General features: G+C 44.7%; 16 protein-coding genes. 4 read left to right on the top strand and 12 right to left on the bottom strand.

All coding sequences use genetic code 11. The annotated features are described in order from the left end of the window. Positions 1 to 21: 21 nt before the first annotated feature. On the bottom strand, positions 22 to 930 hold the full coding sequence (locus ACE1OE_RS08545) for a LysR family transcriptional regulator (protein ID WP_449210908.1): 909 nt from the start codon (positions 928 to 930) through the stop codon (positions 22 to 24). A gap of 153 nt (positions 931 to 1083) precedes the next feature. Here ACE1OE_RS08545 and ACE1OE_RS08540 point away from each other — a divergent pair, with 153 nt between their 5' ends. Then, the gene (locus ACE1OE_RS08540; protein WP_449210734.1) at positions 1084 to 2727 is read left to right on the top strand and encodes a glycoside hydrolase family 13 protein; all 1644 of its coding nucleotides are present in this window, start codon (positions 1084 to 1086) and stop codon (positions 2725 to 2727) included. Between the two features lie 115 nt (positions 2728 to 2842). On the opposite strand, the gene ACE1OE_RS08535 is transcribed toward ACE1OE_RS08540, so the two are convergent. The 5 genes from ACE1OE_RS08535 to ACE1OE_RS08515 all read right to left on the bottom strand — a co-directional run bounded on the left by ACE1OE_RS08535 (position 2843) and on the right by ACE1OE_RS08515 (position 8418). Next, positions 2843 to 3001, bottom strand: coding sequence for a hypothetical protein (locus ACE1OE_RS08535; RefSeq protein ID WP_449210733.1), 159 nt, complete (start codon positions 2999 to 3001; stop codon positions 2843 to 2845). A 489-nt stretch (positions 3002 to 3490) separates the two neighbouring features. Next, positions 3491 to 4684, bottom strand: a complete 1194-nt coding sequence (gene malE / locus ACE1OE_RS08530; protein WP_449210732.1) for a maltose/maltodextrin ABC transporter substrate-binding protein MalE — start codon at positions 4682 to 4684, stop codon at positions 3491 to 3493. 200 nt (positions 4685 to 4884) lie between these two features. After that, positions 4885 to 6684, bottom strand: coding sequence for an alpha-amylase family protein (locus tag ACE1OE_RS08525; protein ID WP_449210731.1), 1800 nt, complete (start codon positions 6682 to 6684; stop codon positions 4885 to 4887). A gap of 141 nt (positions 6685 to 6825) precedes the next feature. Continuing rightward, positions 6826 to 7311, bottom strand: a complete 486-nt coding sequence (locus ACE1OE_RS08520) for an acyl-CoA thioesterase (RefSeq protein ID WP_102532282.1) — start codon at positions 7309 to 7311, stop codon at positions 6826 to 6828. 198 nt (positions 7312 to 7509) lie between these two features. Beyond that, a complete protein-coding gene (locus ACE1OE_RS08515; RefSeq protein WP_449210730.1) occupies positions 7510 to 8418 on the bottom strand; it encodes a DMT family transporter in 909 nt (302 codons plus the stop codon). 99 nt (positions 8419 to 8517) lie between these two features. Here ACE1OE_RS08515 and ACE1OE_RS08510 point away from each other — a divergent pair, with 99 nt between their 5' ends. Next, positions 8518 to 9306, top strand: coding sequence for an AraC family transcriptional regulator (locus tag ACE1OE_RS08510; protein ID WP_102532284.1), 789 nt, complete (start codon positions 8518 to 8520; stop codon positions 9304 to 9306). A 130-nt stretch (positions 9307 to 9436) separates the two neighbouring features. Here ACE1OE_RS08510 and ACE1OE_RS08505 read toward each other — a convergent pair whose 3' ends face one another. The 5 genes from ACE1OE_RS08505 to ACE1OE_RS08485 all read right to left on the bottom strand — a co-directional run bounded on the left by ACE1OE_RS08505 (position 9437) and on the right by ACE1OE_RS08485 (position 14657). Further along, complete coding sequence (locus tag ACE1OE_RS08505; RefSeq protein ID WP_449210729.1) at positions 9437 to 11404, bottom strand: DUF3466 family protein; 1968 nt, start codon at positions 11402 to 11404, stop codon at positions 9437 to 9439. 154 nt (positions 11405 to 11558) lie between these two features. Next, positions 11559 to 11801, bottom strand: coding sequence for a hypothetical protein (locus ACE1OE_RS08500; RefSeq protein WP_449210728.1), 243 nt, complete (start codon positions 11799 to 11801; stop codon positions 11559 to 11561). Between the two features lie 259 nt (positions 11802 to 12060). Next, positions 12061 to 12447, bottom strand: a complete 387-nt coding sequence (locus ACE1OE_RS08495; protein WP_449210727.1) for an MmcQ/YjbR family DNA-binding protein — start codon at positions 12445 to 12447, stop codon at positions 12061 to 12063. Positions 12448 to 12517: 70 nt separating this feature from the next. Then, on the bottom strand, positions 12518 to 13228 hold the full coding sequence (locus ACE1OE_RS08490) for a response regulator (RefSeq protein WP_449210726.1): 711 nt from the start codon (positions 13226 to 13228) through the stop codon (positions 12518 to 12520). After that, positions 13221 to 14657 carry an ATP-binding protein gene (locus tag ACE1OE_RS08485; RefSeq protein WP_449210725.1) on the bottom strand — a complete coding sequence of 479 codons (1437 nt, stop codon included), beginning with the start codon at positions 14655 to 14657 and terminating at the stop codon, positions 13221 to 13223. Before ACE1OE_RS08485 ends, ACE1OE_RS08490 begins: the two co-directional genes overlap by 8 nt. Positions 14658 to 14886: 229 nt before the next feature. Between ACE1OE_RS08485 and ACE1OE_RS08480 the strand changes: the two genes are divergently transcribed. Together ACE1OE_RS08480 and ACE1OE_RS08475 are read left to right on the top strand one after the other, a co-directional pair. Next, complete coding sequence (locus ACE1OE_RS08480) at positions 14887 to 15660, top strand: hypothetical protein (RefSeq protein WP_449210724.1); 774 nt, start codon at positions 14887 to 14889, stop codon at positions 15658 to 15660. Next, positions 15641 to 16432 (top strand): hypothetical protein, encoded by a 792-nt coding sequence (locus ACE1OE_RS08475; RefSeq protein ID WP_449210723.1) that lies wholly within the window; start codon positions 15641 to 15643, stop codon positions 16430 to 16432. The genes ACE1OE_RS08480 and ACE1OE_RS08475 overlap by 20 nt, the downstream gene beginning before the upstream one ends. Positions 16433 to 16605: 173 nt before the next feature. Here the strand turns inward: ACE1OE_RS08475 and ACE1OE_RS08470 are convergent, their stop codons facing one another. Beyond that, positions 16606 to 17616 (bottom strand): linear amide C-N hydrolase, encoded by a 1011-nt coding sequence (locus ACE1OE_RS08470; RefSeq protein ID WP_449210722.1) that lies wholly within the window; start codon positions 17614 to 17616, stop codon positions 16606 to 16608. Between the last annotated feature and the right edge of the window lie 117 nt (positions 17617 to 17733).

The raw sequence follows: 17733 nt of genomic DNA, 5'->3' as shown, positions 1-17733 counted from the left end.
ACTTAACTTACTCCTGACAATTTAGGTCAAACCCTTAGCGTGCTGTTTTAGGTTGGAGCAAAAGGCACCAACACGGGTTTTAGACTCCCCGATTTTGGTATAAATCCCGATGTTTCCAACTTTGGCGTGGTCGATGTTGATCATCACTAACCCTTGAGAGGTGAGCCATTCATGCGCATGATTACTATAAGGCATCACCGCTGGGGTCATTTTTAACATATCAATACTGGCAGAGACGGAATCGACATCATAAATAATACGCTCATCAAGTTCCGTATTATGCGGTAACCCGTTGGCCAATACGGACTGATGTCTTGGGTGGCTAGGCGTGACTCTTAGTAGTGGATATTGATCGATAGTCTCCATGGCTAGGCCCGTAGATAGTTGTTGAGATTGGGCTAGGGGATGTTGAGATCCTACATAAATCGATTCATAGTCTTGGAATAGCGGCTCAAACATCACTCGGCAGTGTTCAGATAGGTCTAAAACCTCATGGCCAACAAATAAATCTATATCACCTTGCATTAAATGGCTCAGTAACGTCAGGTTATTACCAAACTCCAAATGAAAGGAGCTGGTTGGGTTTTGTTGCTGATAATAGGCAACGGTAGGTTTGACGATGTGCTCCCACCATACCTCACCAGTGCCGATTTTTATCTTACCAAATTGACGTTGCTGCATGTCGTTGAACTGATGTTTTAGTGCGAAGTATTGCTCTTGTTGTTCTTGTGCAAATGACCGAAATTTAACGCCGTAAGCCGTCAATTCGACACCTTTTGATAGCCGATTAAATAAAGGCGCACCAAGCTCAGCCTCCAATTTTTTGATTGCAGAGGTGAGAGAAGGTTGGCTGAGAAAGAGTTCATCCGAGGCACGTTTGATGTTGCCATGCTTTGCCACAGCGAGAAAATATTTTATGGATTTGTTGATGGCCATTGGATCCCTTATTCACGTTGCATTACGCTTAGTGAAATGGCTGATGATATAAATAAAAACTATATTATTATACGAAGATTCTATTTTATTTCCTAGTGATGTATCGCTACAGTGGCATAATCATGACTCATTTAATAAGGCATAACGATGGAACAAAAGTGGTGGTACGACTCGGTGGTGTATCAAATTTACCCAAGAAGCTTTTGTGATTCTAACGGTGATGGTATTGGTGACCTCAATGGTATTCGTTCAAAACTCGATTACTTAGCGCAGTTAGGCATTGATGTTATTTGGTTGTCACCTGTGTATCAGTCTCCTATGGATGACAACGGCTATGACATTTCTGACTATCAAGCGATTGCCCCAGAATTTGGCACGATGGAAGATATGGATGCCTTATTACAAGAAGCCAAGGCTCGAGGCATTCGCATCGTGATGGATCTTGTGGTGAACCATACCTCCGATGAGCACGAATGGTTTAAACAAGCTTGTCGTTCAAAAGCATCACCGTATCGTGATTACTACGTGTGGCGCGATGCTAACGAGGATGGCAGTGCACCGAGTGAGATGGATTCTATTTTCGGAGGCAGTGCATGGCAGTGGCATGAACAGACGCAGCAATATTATTTGCATATGTTCTCCAAAAAGCAGCCGGACTTGAATTGGGAAAACCCTAGGGTGCATCAAGAAGTACATGCAATGATGAACTGGTGGATTGATAAAGGTATAGGCGGCTTTCGTCTTGATGTCATCGATCTGATTGGAAAAGAGATCGATAAAGGTATCACGGGCAATGGTCCTCGCTTACATCCTCTTTTACAGGCCATGAATCACGCGACATTTGGCGACAAAGATCTATTAACCGTCGGTGAAACATGGGATGCCACACCGGACATTGCCAAGTTGTATAGCGGCGAAGACCGCGAAGAGCTATCGATGGTGTTTCAGTTTGAGCACATTACCCTAACGTGGAACCAAGGGGACAAATGGTCGCCGTTACCGCTTGATCTCCCAGCGTTTAAACAGGTTCTGACTAAGTGGCAACTCGCGCTGAAAGACACAGGATGGAATTCGTTATTTTGGAACAATCACGACTTACCACGGGCGGTCTCTAAGTATGGCCATGAGGGAGAGTATCGTATCAAATCCGCGCAGATGCTCGCGACAGTGCTTCATTGTTTAAAAGGCACTCCTTATATTTATCAGGGCGAAGAGATCGGCATGACCAACGTGAAATTTAATTCGTTGGATCAATATCGAGATATTGAGTCACTTAATTTTTACAAGGTGAAAACCGAGTCCGGGGTCTCCCATGAAGAGATGATGCGAGCGCTGCATGAGAACAGTCGAGATAACGCTCGAACCCCAATGCAATGGACTGATCAACCTCATGCGGGGTTTACTTCCGGAACCCCGTGGATCGAAGTGAACCCGAATTTTGTTGATGTAAACGTTCAGGCCGACAGCCAGAGTGATGTCTCAATTTATCAACATTATCGAAGCTTGATTCAGATGCGTCGAGAACACCCGGTCATTGTCCATGGCGACTTTGTTCCGCTGCTACCTGATAACGATAAAGTGTTTGCTTACTTACGCCGTGATGGTGAGCAAGCGCTCATAGTGGTGGCAAACTTCAGCGCTGAGACGGTAGCCATTGACTTGGCGGCAGAGCCACAGTTACATGCGCTGGCCTTAGGGGAAATGCTAAGTCATAACCAAGAGGTGCTGTTTACGTCGTTAGAAGCGATGACATTAGCACCGTATGACTGCTTTGCTGCGAGCTTAGAGTAACCAGCGGTTAGCAGCACGAGATAAAGAAACGAAATAAGAGAAGAGTCATCGGGCTACCGGTGACTCTTCTCTTTATTGAATAGGCGGTCAACTCTGAGTATCAGAATAAGCCGTCCTAATAAGGGTAATCTTGTTCGCTATCTAGCTCACTCTCAGATTCAAATTCATGCAGGCTAGGGGCGTAGGAGCATTCACCAATTTGATGTCTTGGGCAGGTTTGCTCGGCGTCTCTTACTATCATCGGTGTGCGGCACATGGGACAAGTACGATCCATCGTTAACCTCTCATATTCGATTCTGTGATTCTAATAGGGCTGTCTTTTCTGTTTTTGTTTCGGTTTCTTTGGTTGATGCCTTTCATTGACTTGCTGGCATCACCAAGACAGTTTTCTTGTCAAAATAATTCAATGACAGAAACCTGTTGGAACGTGTGATTTTTAAACAACGCCTAAATTTATAGGTAAGATCAGGGCAAAGATCAAAGGTGAGAGTGTAAGAAAATGCGACGCTGTGAGCCGCTGGGAATAAATGGAATAATGATGTAGTGGACGGTCTCACTATGACAAATTATGACTTTGCGTGACATAAAAATGCAAAAAAAGATGGGGGGCTTAGACTGGGTTTTATTGGGTTTTATTGGGTTTTATTGGGTTTATAATATTAAATGTATAAAATCAATTGGTTGAAACTTAATGTTGCATGGCTCTAAAAGCATCGCCTCAGAATGTGAATGTTAAATATTCCGAGGCGAGACCAAATTGGTATTAACGTAAAATTTGTTTCTCAGCAGAGGCTAGTGCTTCGTTGACCGTTTGCTTCTCGTTGAGCGCATTTTCAATAGCGGCACCCTCAGATATCCAATAAGTCATCATTTGTGGAATCGCTGGCATCACTTCACCGTTCTCAGCGTTGGTCATGGTCGACTTAATTCGGCTGTCTGCTTCTAGCTCATTTTGGTAGTTCTTGAGCGTCACTGCACCTAATGGTTTATCACTGTTCACGGTTTTGAGTGCTTCATTAGTAAATAAATAGTTCTCAATAAACTCGACAGCGAGATCTTCATTCGGGCTGGCTGAACTGATACCTGCACTGAGAATACCTACGAAAGGATTTGATTTTTTCTCGTCCAAAGTCGGGAAGGTGGCTACGCCGTAATTAATGCCTGTTTTATCGAGATTTCCCCATGACCAAGGGCCATTAATGGTCATCGCAACGTCGCCTTTAGCAAAGGCCGTTTCAGCGTTGGCATAATCCATGCCTGGGTCAACAATGCCTTGTTTCTTCATATTCAACAAAAATGCTAGGTTATGTTGAGCCTGTTTATTATTGATGCCTAAATCGCTGGCGTCGTGACCCGTTGATGTTTTCTTAAAGGAATAGCTGCCCGCAGAAACCAGTGGCCACGTGAAGTAGGCATTTTTGACGTCCCACATAATGGTTTGCTTGCCAAGTTTTTGCATATCGGCGTGAATCTGAGGCAATTGTTCCCAAGACGTAGGAGGCTCGGGTAGTAGGTCTTTGTTATAAATAAGCGAGACCGACTCAATCGCCATTGGATAACCAATGAGCTTGCCATCATAAGTAACCGCATCCCAACTAAAGGAAACCAGTTTGTCTTTAAATTCTTGGCTTGGATTGATGTCTTTTAATAAGCCCGCCTCGGCGTAGCCGCCAAATCGATCGTGGGCCCAAAAAATGATGTCTGGACCATCGCCTGTTGCTGCGACCTGTTGGAACCTCGATTCTAAAGACTCCGGAAATTGAACACTGACTTTAACGCCAGTGTCCGCTTCAAACTGGCGACCGACTTCTGCTAACCCATTGTAGCCTTTGTCACTTCCTATCCATATGAGTAGTTCCCCCTCAGTAATCGCATGAGCTGGTGCAGCCAATAGCGCGGTTAAAGATAGCGACGTTGTTACTGCTAAGGCGGTTAAGGATGTTTTTAGTGTTCTCATTGTACTTATCCTAGTGTTAACTGTTGAGGTCATTGTAGGGAAGTACGGTGGGAGAATAAAATAGAGAAAAATCGACATGTTATAGTTTTTTTCTATTTCATTGTGGCGAGTGTGATACGGTTAACATTCACGATTAACGGGTGAAAAAGAGGGCCGACATCCTATGACGCTGACCCCCTGTATATAGTGACGATATATGCTTAGTTGGTGATGTTTTCCGGGGTGATCTGTAAAAGATACGAACTTAACGGTTTGAGTGTTAGGTCAATATTTCCACCATCATGGGTAACCTTAAGCACAGCTTGAATCGTGTCATCAAGTAAGTCACTCAGCGTATATTGCCCTATGTCTAATTTGAGTTGAGTGATCACACTACCTGGAATATTGAGCCGATGTTGTGTGGATTCATTATGGCTAAAGTTAAGTAAAACAAAGACATGCTCTGATTGATGTTGACGCACATACCCATAGAGTTTACTGGCGAGCGCCCCATGACGTTCGTCTTGCTCAAGCTCCAAAGACGTGCTCGTCCCAAGGAAGGCATTGTGAGTCAGGACAACGTTCATTAGTCGCGCGTAGTAAGCGCGGAGTCTGCATTCTTGCTCACTGGATGCACCACCATCGAAGGCGCCATTGTTCATCCAACGTTGGTGGGTTGGCACTCCGATATAATCAAATATAGAGGTTCTAGAGGGCTGTCCAAAGCCTGCGTTTTCGGCACCAGGTTCACCGACTTCTTGGCCGAAATAGATCATGGTGGGTGCGTGACTAATGGTCGCAGAGAGTGTCATTGCGGGTATGGCAACCCAAGGGTCACCCACAAACTCTGGAGACGCGATTCGTTGTTCATCATGGTTATCTAGGAAATGCAGCATATGCGGCTGAATGTCGTGTAAATCTTTTTGAATTCTCGTGATGTCACTCGTGTGACCATGACCTTGCATAATGCCTTTTAACGTATCGTAGAGATCGACTTTATCGTAAAGCGCATCCATCTTACCTAATTGGATATAGTCCCGATATAAATCAGGTTGGTAGACTTCAGCTAATAGAAAAGCATCAGGATTCGCCGTTTTGATTGAGGCATTCATGAAACTCCAAAACTCAACCGGAACCATTTCAGCCATGTCATAGCGAAAGCCGTCAACCCCTTGAGACAACCAATATAAAGCGATATCCCGAAATTTCACCCATGAGTCGGGGATGACTTTGTCTTGCCAAAACGCAAGGTGCTCGTCATGATTTTTATAACGATACGCTTCAGGAAGAGCGGCGAAGTCTTTAGTGCCATCAGGGCGAATACCGTAGTTGATCTTTACCGTTTCATACCAATCATCGGCATTGGGCTTTGCTAAACGCGACCCGTTACCTGTCCATTTAGCGGGATACTCGATGAAGGGGCTGGCAAGCGTCTCATGAGGACTCCCACCTAAAGGCGTAAGATGTGGAGGGAGCTCGGGGAGTATAAATGCCTGATTTGGAATGTAATAAAAATTGTTATCGCGGTGGTATTCAATGTGGTCATGATCATTGGCACCAAAATCCTCGGTGCCTGGGGGATTATTAAGGCCTTGGTAATGACGGGCGATATGGTTCGGCACGATATCAATCATCACCTTAAGCCCTGCCAAGTGAGTTCGCTCGATAAGTGCATGAAATTCTGCGTTTCTGTTGGCGGGGTTATCGGCCAAATCTGGATTAACGGAGTAGTAATCTTTGACCGCGTAGGGTGAGCCGGCTCGGCCTTTAACGACGGAAGGATGGTCGTTGCTGATACCAAAATCGCGATAGTCATTTGTTAGGGCATGGTGGGGGACACCGGTATACCAAACATGGGTCATGCCAAGCTCACGAATGGAATCTAATGCGGTGCTGGTGATGTCGCTGAACTTGCCTACACCATTCTCAGCCATTGTTCCCCATGGCGTGTTGATGGTGTGTTTGTTACCAAACAAGCGAGTAAAGATTTGGTATAGGTGAATATTATTTTTATTGTTCATAGGGTCACTATCTCTTTAACCTTGGTATAGTAAAAAGCTATAAGGTGAGGGTAGTGTAAATGAACAAAGGATGAGGTGAATCATCCTTTGTTCGGATGTCCTAGGGCGTAGAACACCTGAATGTTGAAACCGTTATTACCGTTACTTGAGGTATTTAACGTGGGCTTCCATTTCGTCGCCAATTTGCTTACGCATGTTCATCAGCTTGATGGCCGACTCTCGTAACTCAATGTCTTCTGGTGTTTCAGGAACCCACTCGCGTACAGGGGTTGGCTTGCCAAATTCGTCGACGGCGACCATGATGACAATACAGTGTGTGGTTAGGCGGTTATTGAGTTCTTTTGGGTCACAAGCTTGCACGTCTATCGCAATATGCATGGAGGATGAGCCGGTATAAATGACTCGTGCTGTAACTTCGACTAGGTTACCTACATGAATCGGCTCAACAAAGCGGATGCCGCCAGCATAAGCGGTGATACAATATTTACCACTCCATGCGGCCGAGCACGCATAGGCAGCTAAATCGATCCATTTCATGACGGCGCCGCCGTGTACTTTTCCGCCAAAATTGACGTCACCGGGTTCAGCAAGAAAGCGAAGCGTCGTGTCTCGTTTGCCGCTACTCATTATAAAATCCTTATTATCTTTGGGCATGAAATGAGTATGACAAAATTGTTAACAACAAGCTACAGCGATAACCATTCGCATTATTGTTTTAATGGTTGTTCCGCTTTCTTGAGCTGGTTTCGTTGCATCGTGAAAGTGGTCATGTTTTACCACTTACCACTTACCACTTACCACTTACCACTTACCACTTACCACTACTTAGTGCTTATTTACGGAGAGTTCATTATCGCTAATCGGGACGACAGGTTTGCTGCGCTTGACTTGAGACAAGATGACGCCTGATATCACCATTAATCCACCAATGAGGTGAAACTCAGTGATTGTCTCTCCCAATAGTGTTGCCGCCAATGCTACGGCGATAACCGGCAATAAATTCATGAACATCGCACTGTTCTCAGCACCAATCAAGTCAATCGCTTTCACCCAGCACAATGGCGCGATGAGAGAAGCAAAAAGCCCTGCATAAGCGATTAATGGCAGCGATGCTTGGGTGGGCACAATGTGGTTGCTGGTGAGCAATAGCGGTAACAACAAGATCACCGCGAACACGGCTTGGCTATAGATCAACATCCAGCTTGACAGGTTCATCTTCCAGCGTTTTAGCAGTACACAATAGGTGGCATAAATGATGGCCGCGAGCGCCATTAACCCGTCACCTTGTGTGATACCTTGATTAAAAAAGAACGCGATGTCTCCCTGTCCTAACATGAAAGCGAGTCCGGCTAATGAAATGACGCCCCCGACAATGCTGAGCATTGAGATTCGCTTTTTTAAAAGAGGGACAGAAATAAACACACTGATTAAGGGCACTAACGAGGTGATAAGCGCCATGTTTGATGCGGTTGTGGTGAGTGCCGCGTAGTACCCAAGAGACTGGTTTAGCACCATCCCCAACAGGGCGAGGAAGGCCAGTTTACCACTGTTTTTTCGGATCTCAGGCCAGTATCGTTTTAGCTTTGGTAAGCAAAATGGTGTCATCACCAATACGGCTAAGAACCAGCGATAAAAGCTCATTGCACTAGGTTCAATCGCATCAGCCGCGAGCTTGTTGATAATGGCATTGCCACCCCAAATGAGTACGGTAATAAAAGGAAGCAAATAAACCACTGTGAACCTCGTCGCAATACGTGTGTTGGGGTATAGTGTGACAGGTCGTTATAAATACATATATCTCCATTAGGACATTAATCGCGATAGGAAGACAACTTGAAAAAAAACACCAGAAACCTGCATCCTTCATTGTCGATTGAAAAAATGCCGTCGGATGTATTCATGAACTTTGACGCCTTTCTTTCAAACACTGAAACCCGAGTGCATTGCCACCCGTGGGGTCAAGTACAGCTAATCAGTGGTGGGATTTTAGAGATGGAAGCGCAGGGTACGCGCTTTCTTGCGCCGCCTCACTTAGCGATTTGGGTGCCTGCGGGTGTAATGCACTGCAGTTATAACCGCAGACCATTAGAATACTGTTCACTTAATATCGCGCATGAACTTACGGCTACCTTCCCCCAAAAGACCAGCCTAATTAAAGTGACGCCTATCGTCTCAGCAATCATTGAAGACTTTCGCCACCGCGACATCAACATTGGTGATTCTGAAAAAGATCGTCGCTTAGTTCAGGTGCTACTTGATCAACTCAGTGAGCAAGAAGAGCAACACCATTTCTTGCCAACCAGTAATCATAAGTACCTCGCCCCAATCTTGAGTGCGATGGAAGAAAATCCAACCAATGATCTCTCTTTACACGATTGGGCTGGGCAAGTTCACACCACAGAGCGGACATTAGCTCGCTATTGTCAAAGTGAGCTAGGCATGAGTTTTACTGAGTGGCGTTTGCGTGTGCGATACTTGTATTCAATGGACTTACTGCGTAGTGGTCATTCCGTTAAAGAAGTGGCGTTTACGCTAGGCTACAACCAAGCAAGCCCGTTTATTAGCATGTTCAAAAAGTACGCGGGTCAAACGCCAGAGCAATACAAAAGTCGCTTGTTATGATCGAACCCTCTAATGAGAAGGCGAATATTAGCGGGGCAACCGGTATCGATAACCAAGGAGGTTGTCAGCTTCAACAGCCTGATTCACCGTCATTATGCGGCTTAAAAAGGTGACCCGCTAAGAATTAGTATTACTTGTGAAAGGAACGTCGACGATAAGCGATTAGCAAAAATAATGCGACAAGCGTTAATGGGTGAGTGCTTGCGCCTTGCCTGTCTACGGTTGAGGTATCGTCTTCTCGTGATGAGATGTCCGCGCTGCTGGCCCCATTTATTGGGATCAATTTAACGGCAACGACGGTTTCAGTTGTCGTGCCTTCTCCACACGTTGAGAAGTGGTCAGTGGTATCGTAACCGGACGCACATTTTATTGCGGTGGCGGAGATGACGCCCGCGTCGTTAATATCGGATGCGGTGACGATTCGATATGCATTGTTGTCGGCGCTGTATTCTCCGCCGTTGGTTAGATCATCCAACCACCAAGCCTTTGAAGCAAAGACAGACCGACGATCTGAATCACTACCAGTTCCGTTATATGGATAAATAAACCCTCTTCGTCTGCGTTGTTTACCGTCGATTTCTGAGCTGTTTTCTGCATCGACCTCGCCGACAATTTCATTGAACCCATTGATGGCGTTTGCTTCACCACCTGCGCTGCTAAAGAAAATACCTTGCGATTGGTTGGTAAAGTAACTGGCCGTCGGGGTGCTTTGATTCGCATCTGCGATGAACATTCGGTTCGCTGCTGTGCCATTTTCTGGAACGCTACCAAGTCGCTTAGCTTCGCCAATGACTAATAGATTTTTGTTGATGTCTTTGGCAATTGAATTGCTGTAAATATACGTATCATCAGATTCTAGTTTTGCATTGCTAATAAATACCGAATCCCAGGCATTTTCACTGACGGTAAAGTTGTCGGTGTTGATAGGGCGGAATACCGCCGCTTGCATCAACATACTGTCGTCAGCCAACTCAGTATTAAAGCCAACCAGCACTGGAAGCTGGTCGTACTCGCTCCCTGAATGGTCGATGATTGCCGATGCCCTGATGCTTGCTTGCGCAGTGGCATAGCTGTAGCTGTCGTAGCTGGTTTCCCATGATGCGACAGAAAAGCGGGTATCGCCATTATCTTCAAGCGACCAAATAAAAGCCTGGCTCGAAAAGCCGAAGTTTTGACAAGCGCTGTTGATCATAGGCTGATCAAGATCGACACAACCGCTAAGGTCAAGCCCTTCGTAGTACTTGGAAGAGTCTGAGTAATCAAAGGTGGCAACGGCCGCATTGCCCACAACGTAGACTTGGCTGTCACTGCCGCTGGCAGGGTAAACGAATGTATCAAAGGCAAGCGTCCCACCCATCTCTTCAACCATAGCTTGTTCACCTGTCGAATCTGCAAAGGACAGGCTGCTGTTAGCTGAAGGCAGTAAAGTGGTGACCGTTGAGCCGTTTATCACGACTCCGCGACGTCGAAAAGCGAGGGCATAATACCCTTCATAATCAAAGTACCCGCTGCTTGCATTGCCTATTACATTGCCTGAAGTATCGCGCTTCAGTGCTTTAAATTCGATGGTGTCGTCGACAATACTCAATGTCGATGTGTAATTATCAGGGACGACTGCGTCGACACTCAGTGAGGTTTGGGTTTCATCGAAAGAGCGATAGAGTGGCGTGTAACTGGATGAGTAATAAGCCTCTCGCTCGTTTTGCAAGCCCCCGATGTCGTTGTCAGCGTCACCGTACCAACGATTACTTGCCCATGCATCGCACGTGGCATAGCCAAGTTCACTTTCACAATACGATGATAAATCATCATAATCTAAGTAGTAGAAAAACTTGTCCACTCCGAAAGCCACCTCATCATCAATCGGCACGCCTTCTAATCCATTCATACTGTAACCGACTACGGGATGATCATTGGAATCGCAATCTTGTTCAAAACATGAACCTAGGTCTGACGACTGAATACTGGATGTGTAAAACTCAGACGCATAATCGAATGCAGAGGTGTCGACTTCAATAATACGATAGAGCGCTGCAGAGCTTGGGTACGCCACGATAATAAGCGAAGATAAAACGGTAACTGGTAGGCCTTTGATCACAGGTCGTCCTTGATATTAATAAATAAAATTGTGCGCAAATGAAAATAAAATGAAGAAATAAAAATAAAGTGAGCAACTAACGCCAAAAGAAACGGAAACGGCCGTCGTTGATGTTTATACACATCAACGACGGCCAGAATTGGTCACCATAGAGCTAACGTTTTCTTTTGGGCTCTGGCAGTTCACTTTCGGTAAGTGTTCCGTTGCTATCCACATCAAATTGGTCAAAATCCTCGAATAACGGGCCTTTAACTTCGTCTTTAGTCAGTTCGCCATCACCATTAACATCGAGCTCATCAAACGAAGGGGGGCGGCGGTGGTCGCGCTCTTCGCTGGCATGCACGGGTAGTATGCTAGTCGCGAGTAGTAAGGTGGTGGCGAGAAAGATCTTCTTCATAACAGGTTCCTGAATTCAGTGGACATAAAGCCATTGCTCTATTCACCAGTAGTGGTGACGAACACGACCATTATTGATAACTAAATTGGAGGAAGTATGGATAAAATGTGGAGATGGGGAAGAATTGAGAGGGTACAATAAAGCGGTGTGCCGAGGACGTTGTTATTTGTCCTCGGGATACGAGTACCAGCGTCTAATGACTCGTCTGTGTTTTCTACATTGAGTATACGAACCTGACTACTGAGAAAGTGGGTGTGTTTTATTCGGGCTGATTAAGGCCTAAATCTTTCTGCTTTTTTTTCGTAAGCCCAAGTGATACCAAGCGATAAGACTCTTTGAGGTAATAGACAAGCTCGTCTTCTGAGCTAGCGCTACTGTCTTCACATTGAATCCATTTCATTCCGCGAGAAGCGAAATAGGGTGCAGGCCTATAACCGGATTTATCACTTAAAAAGTCGAAATTCAAATCGGACGTTTTAAACGTAAAAGCAGGAGGAGTGTTTTTACCTCGCCATTGTGTTTTTCCTAAGCCACCAATAGCGAATACTTTTCCGCCAACCTTCCAAACATGAGATTGATTCCATTGCATCACATAAGTGGTCGCAGGCAAGCTTTTGCAAAAGTGGTTAAATTCATCGTAAGTCATTTGAATATTCGCCCATTAATGATGATGTACCTACCTTATCTTAATCTTCAGTAAGGAATAGATAAGTGCTTTAAAACTCGAATTTATAGCCGATACCGTAGACAGACTTAATGCAATCACATTGTTTATCGATGGCTTGAAGCTTCTTTCTTAGATTCTTAATATGACTGTCAATGGTGCGGTCAAATACCAACCGATTATCAGGGTATATTTGTGTCATGAGCTGCTCACGGCTATACACAAAGCCTAAATTGTCGTAGAGAAACGCCAGTAATTTAAACTCAGCGGGTGTTAACGGCAAAAGCTGTTGTTGATAGGTGACGGTCATTTTTTCTGGGTTAATGACCAACGCAGGCGTGTTGGATTGTGCCAATTCATCTTGGTCTAGCTCAGTATCTTGCGAGTGGTTGACTGCTTTTGTTCGTCTTAACACATTCTTGACGCGTACTACGACCTCTCTCACACTGTAAGGCTTACAAATATAATCGTCCGCCCCAAGCTCAAGCCCTACCAAGCGATCAATTTCGTCTACGCGTGCTGTTGCCATAATGACAGGGACCTGCGTAAAGGTGCGTAGCTCGCGATAAATATCTAACCCATCTCGATGGGGTAGCATCAGATCCAGAATAATGAGATCGGGATGCGTGCGTTTTACGTGCTCGATCACCTCTGCCCCATCGGTTATTAGCTGTGCCGACATGCCCGATTGTTGTAGATATTCGCAGACGATTTGCCCCAGTGTTGGCTCATCTTCGACAACTAAAATACAAGAGTTATTCATATTTATCTGATTTCTGTTTATTGAATGAAACAGTGACGATGATACCACCAAGTTCGGAAGGTTGGGCTTGGATCTGGCCTTCATGCATGTTGACAATACTGGCACAGATCGACAACCCTAACCCTGCTCCGCCATATTGACGACTGCGAGATTTATCGATGCGGTACAAACGGTCAAATAATCTTGGAAGCGATTCAACATCGACGGTAGGCGCAGAGTCTTCAATATGAAGCTCGATATGATCGGTCATATCGTGTAATGAAATTTGAATCTGGCCGTTTGCATCCGTATAGCGAAAGCTATTTTCTAACAGGTTACCAATTAACTGTGACAGGCTTTTATCATCCCCCCAGACAAAAAGGGGCTGCTGAGGATCATATTGTCGAATTAATGTGAGCCCCTTATCGGCAATTCGATATTCAAAGTTTCGTGCTTGCATATCAATCAAATTTGTTAGGTTGGTATTGGCAAACTTCATGTGAAATGCCCCTGAATCAGACAACGATAGTTGATATAAGTCTTCCACCAATTTTCCTAGAATGCGCACTTGATGATGCATCGAGTCAATGTGTTTGGGCTCCGGCTGACGAATACCATCTTGGATGGCTTCTAGCTCACCTTGTAAAACGGAGAGAGGGGTTCTAAGTTCGTGAGAAATGTCAGTAATCCATTGTTCTCTTGTTTTTTTTTGCTCGCTTAAGCTGGTGGTTAATGAGTTGAAAGCTCGACTTAGCTTGGAGAACTCATCATGCCCGTGTGTGGGTATCTGGTGACTATAATCGCCTTTAGTCAATGCAACCGCGGTCTGATTGAGTTGCTTAAGTGGCATAAGAAAATGACGAACTAACCATATCGCAATGAGAAAAGACCCTAGGCCTGCTAGCGAAATAATCCATGCCATATTTTGCATTTGTTGTGCGTAGAAGCTCTTAACTAATTGGTCATTGATAGTGTTGGGTTGGATGATGTTGAGCCATCCAACGATGTTACCGGATACCATTAAAGGAATGGCGGCTATGGGGGTCTTATTTGATTCCAGCGGAGGCTCGATACCGATCACCCATTGGTGATCTTGGTCAGTGAGGTAAATGCGATGACTCAATGGTCCCGATTTGTTCGTGGTTTTTCTCGGACGGTGATCGTCAAATACCATAAAAGGTCTCGGGCGAGGGATAGGCTCACCCCAAGATGTGAAAATCTCATGCCACAGGAAAGGGTCGGACGCTAAGTCATTCCAGCCGTCTTCCAAGTCATAGTATTGGATGATGTCACTCGCTAGAACCACGGCTTTTTCTTGCTCGGTATCGTTAATGTAGGATTGTAGTCCAGACTTAAAGCTGTAATTGATCATCAACGACATACCGACCACCATGAACAGGCTACCGAACAAAATGGAGATAAATAGCTTTGAAAATATCGTTAACCGCACACTACACCTTTGAATGAATATGGCTTATTACTGTCATTATATGACGTATTTTAGCGCATGAATGTGGAGGAAAAATGGAAGCGTCATAACGGCATGAAAATAATAATAAACAGATTATTTATGAATCACACAATAATTATTCACTAAATCGCTGTTTTTTGCGTTGTGTTAAGGAATGCTGGTGGTATATCGGTATAAAAGAGATAAAGGATGTGACTGTAACTATTATATGGCAATTAAAAAAACACTATTTAACGTATTTCTTATCTTTATCTATACATTGTTGCTGGGCTGTATTTATCACGTGATGACATTTCGTGAAACGTTACGTGACGACGTAGAGTATATAGTTTCAAGCATTGATCACCACCTTAAGTCAGTGGAAGATGAGTTACGGCAATTGCCGATTCCAAAACAATGTGATGAGCCTTACATGACACGACTTCGTCATCAGGTCTTCAGCAGCGTGACGCTGCGAGGCATTGTTGTGGGCGACCCCAATGGGGCATTTCCAAACTTATGCAGTAATTTTGGATCTTATGCGCGCAGAGTAGATGAAAAAGATTGGGACTATTCATCACAAGGGGATCTGCTTTTTGGCAAGGTGAAGTTTTCAAAATATCGCCGTGATAGCTCCTATGCGCTAGCGATAAGAAGGGCGAATGGATTGGTGATAGGACTAGTTAACCCTAGGGCGATTTTAGGGTGGTGGGTGAGCCCTGTCAGCGAAGATATAAATATTACGCTTTTGTTCACAGAGGAGGAAGATATTAAACTAGAGCGTCTTAATTTACCTGTCAACGAAGATACGTATTTATATAGCGAAGAATCAGAAGCTTATCCCTATGAAATATTGGTACATAAATCGACTTCAGAAGTGAAGCATCGCATTGTTACGTTTGGATATCGCTTGTTGGGTTTATTTGTTGTTTTGTACAGCATCGTATTGATTTATTTTGTTATTAGATACCAGGTGCGGAGAGATGATGTCGAAACGTCTTAGTAGTAAAATAGTCATTTCAATTGCAGTCGTTGCTCTTATTGCCATTGTGAGCGCCTTTTATGCACGAGCGAACATAAAAAATGAAATGCAAAACAGTGCGAAACACAGCGTCGAGATGATTGAGCGTAACATTGTCCATATTAGTAATGTTGTGAAAGCCAACCCTTATGATGTGGAATGCTCGACGGCGTTGCAAGCAGAGCTCGCCAATTTGACATATGAGCATGAAGAGGTCAGAGCGTTAGGTTATGTCGAAGATTATTTAAGCTCTTGGCATGGCTGTAGTCTATTTGGTCAAACTCGTAATACGGCAGATTACTGGCAAGGTGATGAGGTCTCGGGCATCTATCTTGGTTGGTCGTTACTGACAAATTACTTTCCTGAGACCTCCTTTGTCATTGCCGTCTCTTCTGATGATGTTTCGAGATTTGGATATGTAAATCCGCGACGATTGGTCGGTTCTTGGATTGAACCTACGTTGGATTTTGCTGACTATACCCTAACCTTAGAAAATCAACCGTCTCGTGTTTACAATCGTGACTCGACACGGCTTGATGCCTATTGGACTTCTTCTACTGTTCATGAGCGTTATCGTTCCGATGCCTATCAGTTTGAGATAGTGGTAACGGCAAGCTATGAAAGTGTCCTTGTTAGAGCGGCCATTTATTTTTTATCTGGTCTCGTGACGCTAGGGTTAGTTAGCTTGACCATATGGGTGTTGAGCACATCGTTTTTTCTCATAAAAACCAAAGATATGCGTGTAGAACTGTAAGCAATATGCGAAGAGCTATAAGTAATACGCGAAGAACTATAAGCCATACACTGTATATTCTGATTAGATTAAAGGCCTAGCTCGAAAGCTAGGCCTTTGCACACTTATTTTCCGTCTGAGATCGCCCTCAGTGTCGTTGCTGCAAGCTTATTGTTACGCTTAAAGGCTCAAACTTACTGTGTCACGGTAACGTCTTGGAACGCAGGTTCAATGCCGTAAATAGTCGTTGAAGTATATTTCACCGTCGAGAAGTCAATCTTATCTAGGTCAACTTTGCGAATTTGTTGATTATCTGCGGTGCGGAAGTAGTAATCTTTGTTCGCGATGTCGACAACGTTACCGTAACCGACCATTTGTGGGTCAGGTGATACCCATTCCCAGTACATCGTACCTGGGACGATTTCCATGTCATTAAGCAGTGCGAATGCTCGTGCAACCCCATTGTCACGAATGTCACCCGCTTTTGGGTTCTGATCCATAGCCGCTAGGACCGTTGCAACGCGAGTGAAGCGACCGTCTGGACCTGAATCGCGCTTGTCGAACGTATCAAGTGTTTCGCTGGTACGTGCGTTCACTTCTTTGATGGCCGCTTTAGCAAGCTCAACTTGAACGGGGTAAGCGGGGTCGTTGGTCATTGTGCCGAGGTCGTTTTCGTAGATCGTTGGGTAACCAGAATCATCAACGTATTCAACCACGATGGCACGTTTTGCGTCGCGGACGGCAAAGTGCATTCCGATTTCTAAATCGTGAGCAACGGCGATCTTTGTTGTCTCTACTTTGGTTTTCTTAAGTATTTTTACCGCTTCATCTACAGACTTAGCGTTGGCTAAGATGAAACCGGTTACCTCAAGGTAGTTGACGTCACCTTCACCTTCAGCGGCGTATTTAGATTCAACTAATGCTAAGGACTCAACGTTGACACCGTGTTCGTTCAAGCCTGAAGAAATCCACTCCGTGTCGCCGTGGCGCATACCAACGAATCCTACATTGCCAGATTTACCATTGATAGCGTACCCTTGAGGTACCGTCATTAGGTGCTCTTGCATAAAATCAGGTGCTTCCATTGAACGGGCAACAAAAGCATTACCATCCATTTCGAACGTTGCGTAAGAGCAAGCGTTAGCGGTTTGAATTGCACCAAACGTTGCTGCAGCCATCGTTAAAGCTAATAGAGTTTTATTCATGTTGATACCTTTTAATTAGTTTAACCAACGCTGCGTGGTCATCGCTGGTTTGCATTAGATGGTGCTAGTATGTCTGTAAAAAATGAACGTAAAAACACACATGATGCACCCTTTGGT

The organism is Vibrio sp. E150_011 (genome assembly GCF_053544015.1).
Note: the sequence above shows the minus strand (reverse complement) of the source record. Positions and strands in the feature narration are given on the sequence as shown.

Coding starts and splice junctions, on each gene's coding strand:
- ACE1OE_RS08540 (WP_449210734.1), top strand. CDS start 1,084: ATGGAACAAAAGTGGTGGTACGACTCGGTGGTGTATCAAATTTACCCA.
- ACE1OE_RS08535 (WP_449210733.1), bottom strand. CDS start 3,001: ATGGATCGTACTTGTCCCATGTGCCGCACACCGATGATAGTAAGAGAC.
- malE (WP_449210732.1), bottom strand. CDS start 4,684: ATGAGAACACTAAAAACATCCTTAACCGCCTTAGCAGTAACAACGTCG.
- ACE1OE_RS08525 (WP_449210731.1), bottom strand. CDS start 6,684: ATGAACAATAAAAATAATATTCACCTATACCAAATCTTTACTCGCTTG.
- ACE1OE_RS08520 (WP_102532282.1), bottom strand. CDS start 7,311: ATGAGTAGCGGCAAACGAGACACGACGCTTCGCTTTCTTGCTGAACCC.
- ACE1OE_RS08500 (WP_449210728.1), bottom strand. CDS start 11,801: ATGAAGAAGATCTTTCTCGCCACCACCTTACTACTCGCGACTAGCATA.
- ACE1OE_RS08495 (WP_449210727.1), bottom strand. CDS start 12,447: ATGACTTACGATGAATTTAACCACTTTTGCAAAAGCTTGCCTGCGACC.
- ACE1OE_RS08490 (WP_449210726.1), bottom strand. CDS start 13,228: ATGAATAACTCTTGTATTTTAGTTGTCGAAGATGAGCCAACACTGGGG.
- ACE1OE_RS08480 (WP_449210724.1), top strand. CDS start 14,887: ATGGCAATTAAAAAAACACTATTTAACGTATTTCTTATCTTTATCTAT.
- ACE1OE_RS08475 (WP_449210723.1), top strand. CDS start 15,641: ATGATGTCGAAACGTCTTAGTAGTAAAATAGTCATTTCAATTGCAGTC.
- ACE1OE_RS08470 (WP_449210722.1), bottom strand. CDS start 17,616: ATGAATAAAACTCTATTAGCTTTAACGATGGCTGCAGCAACGTTTGGT.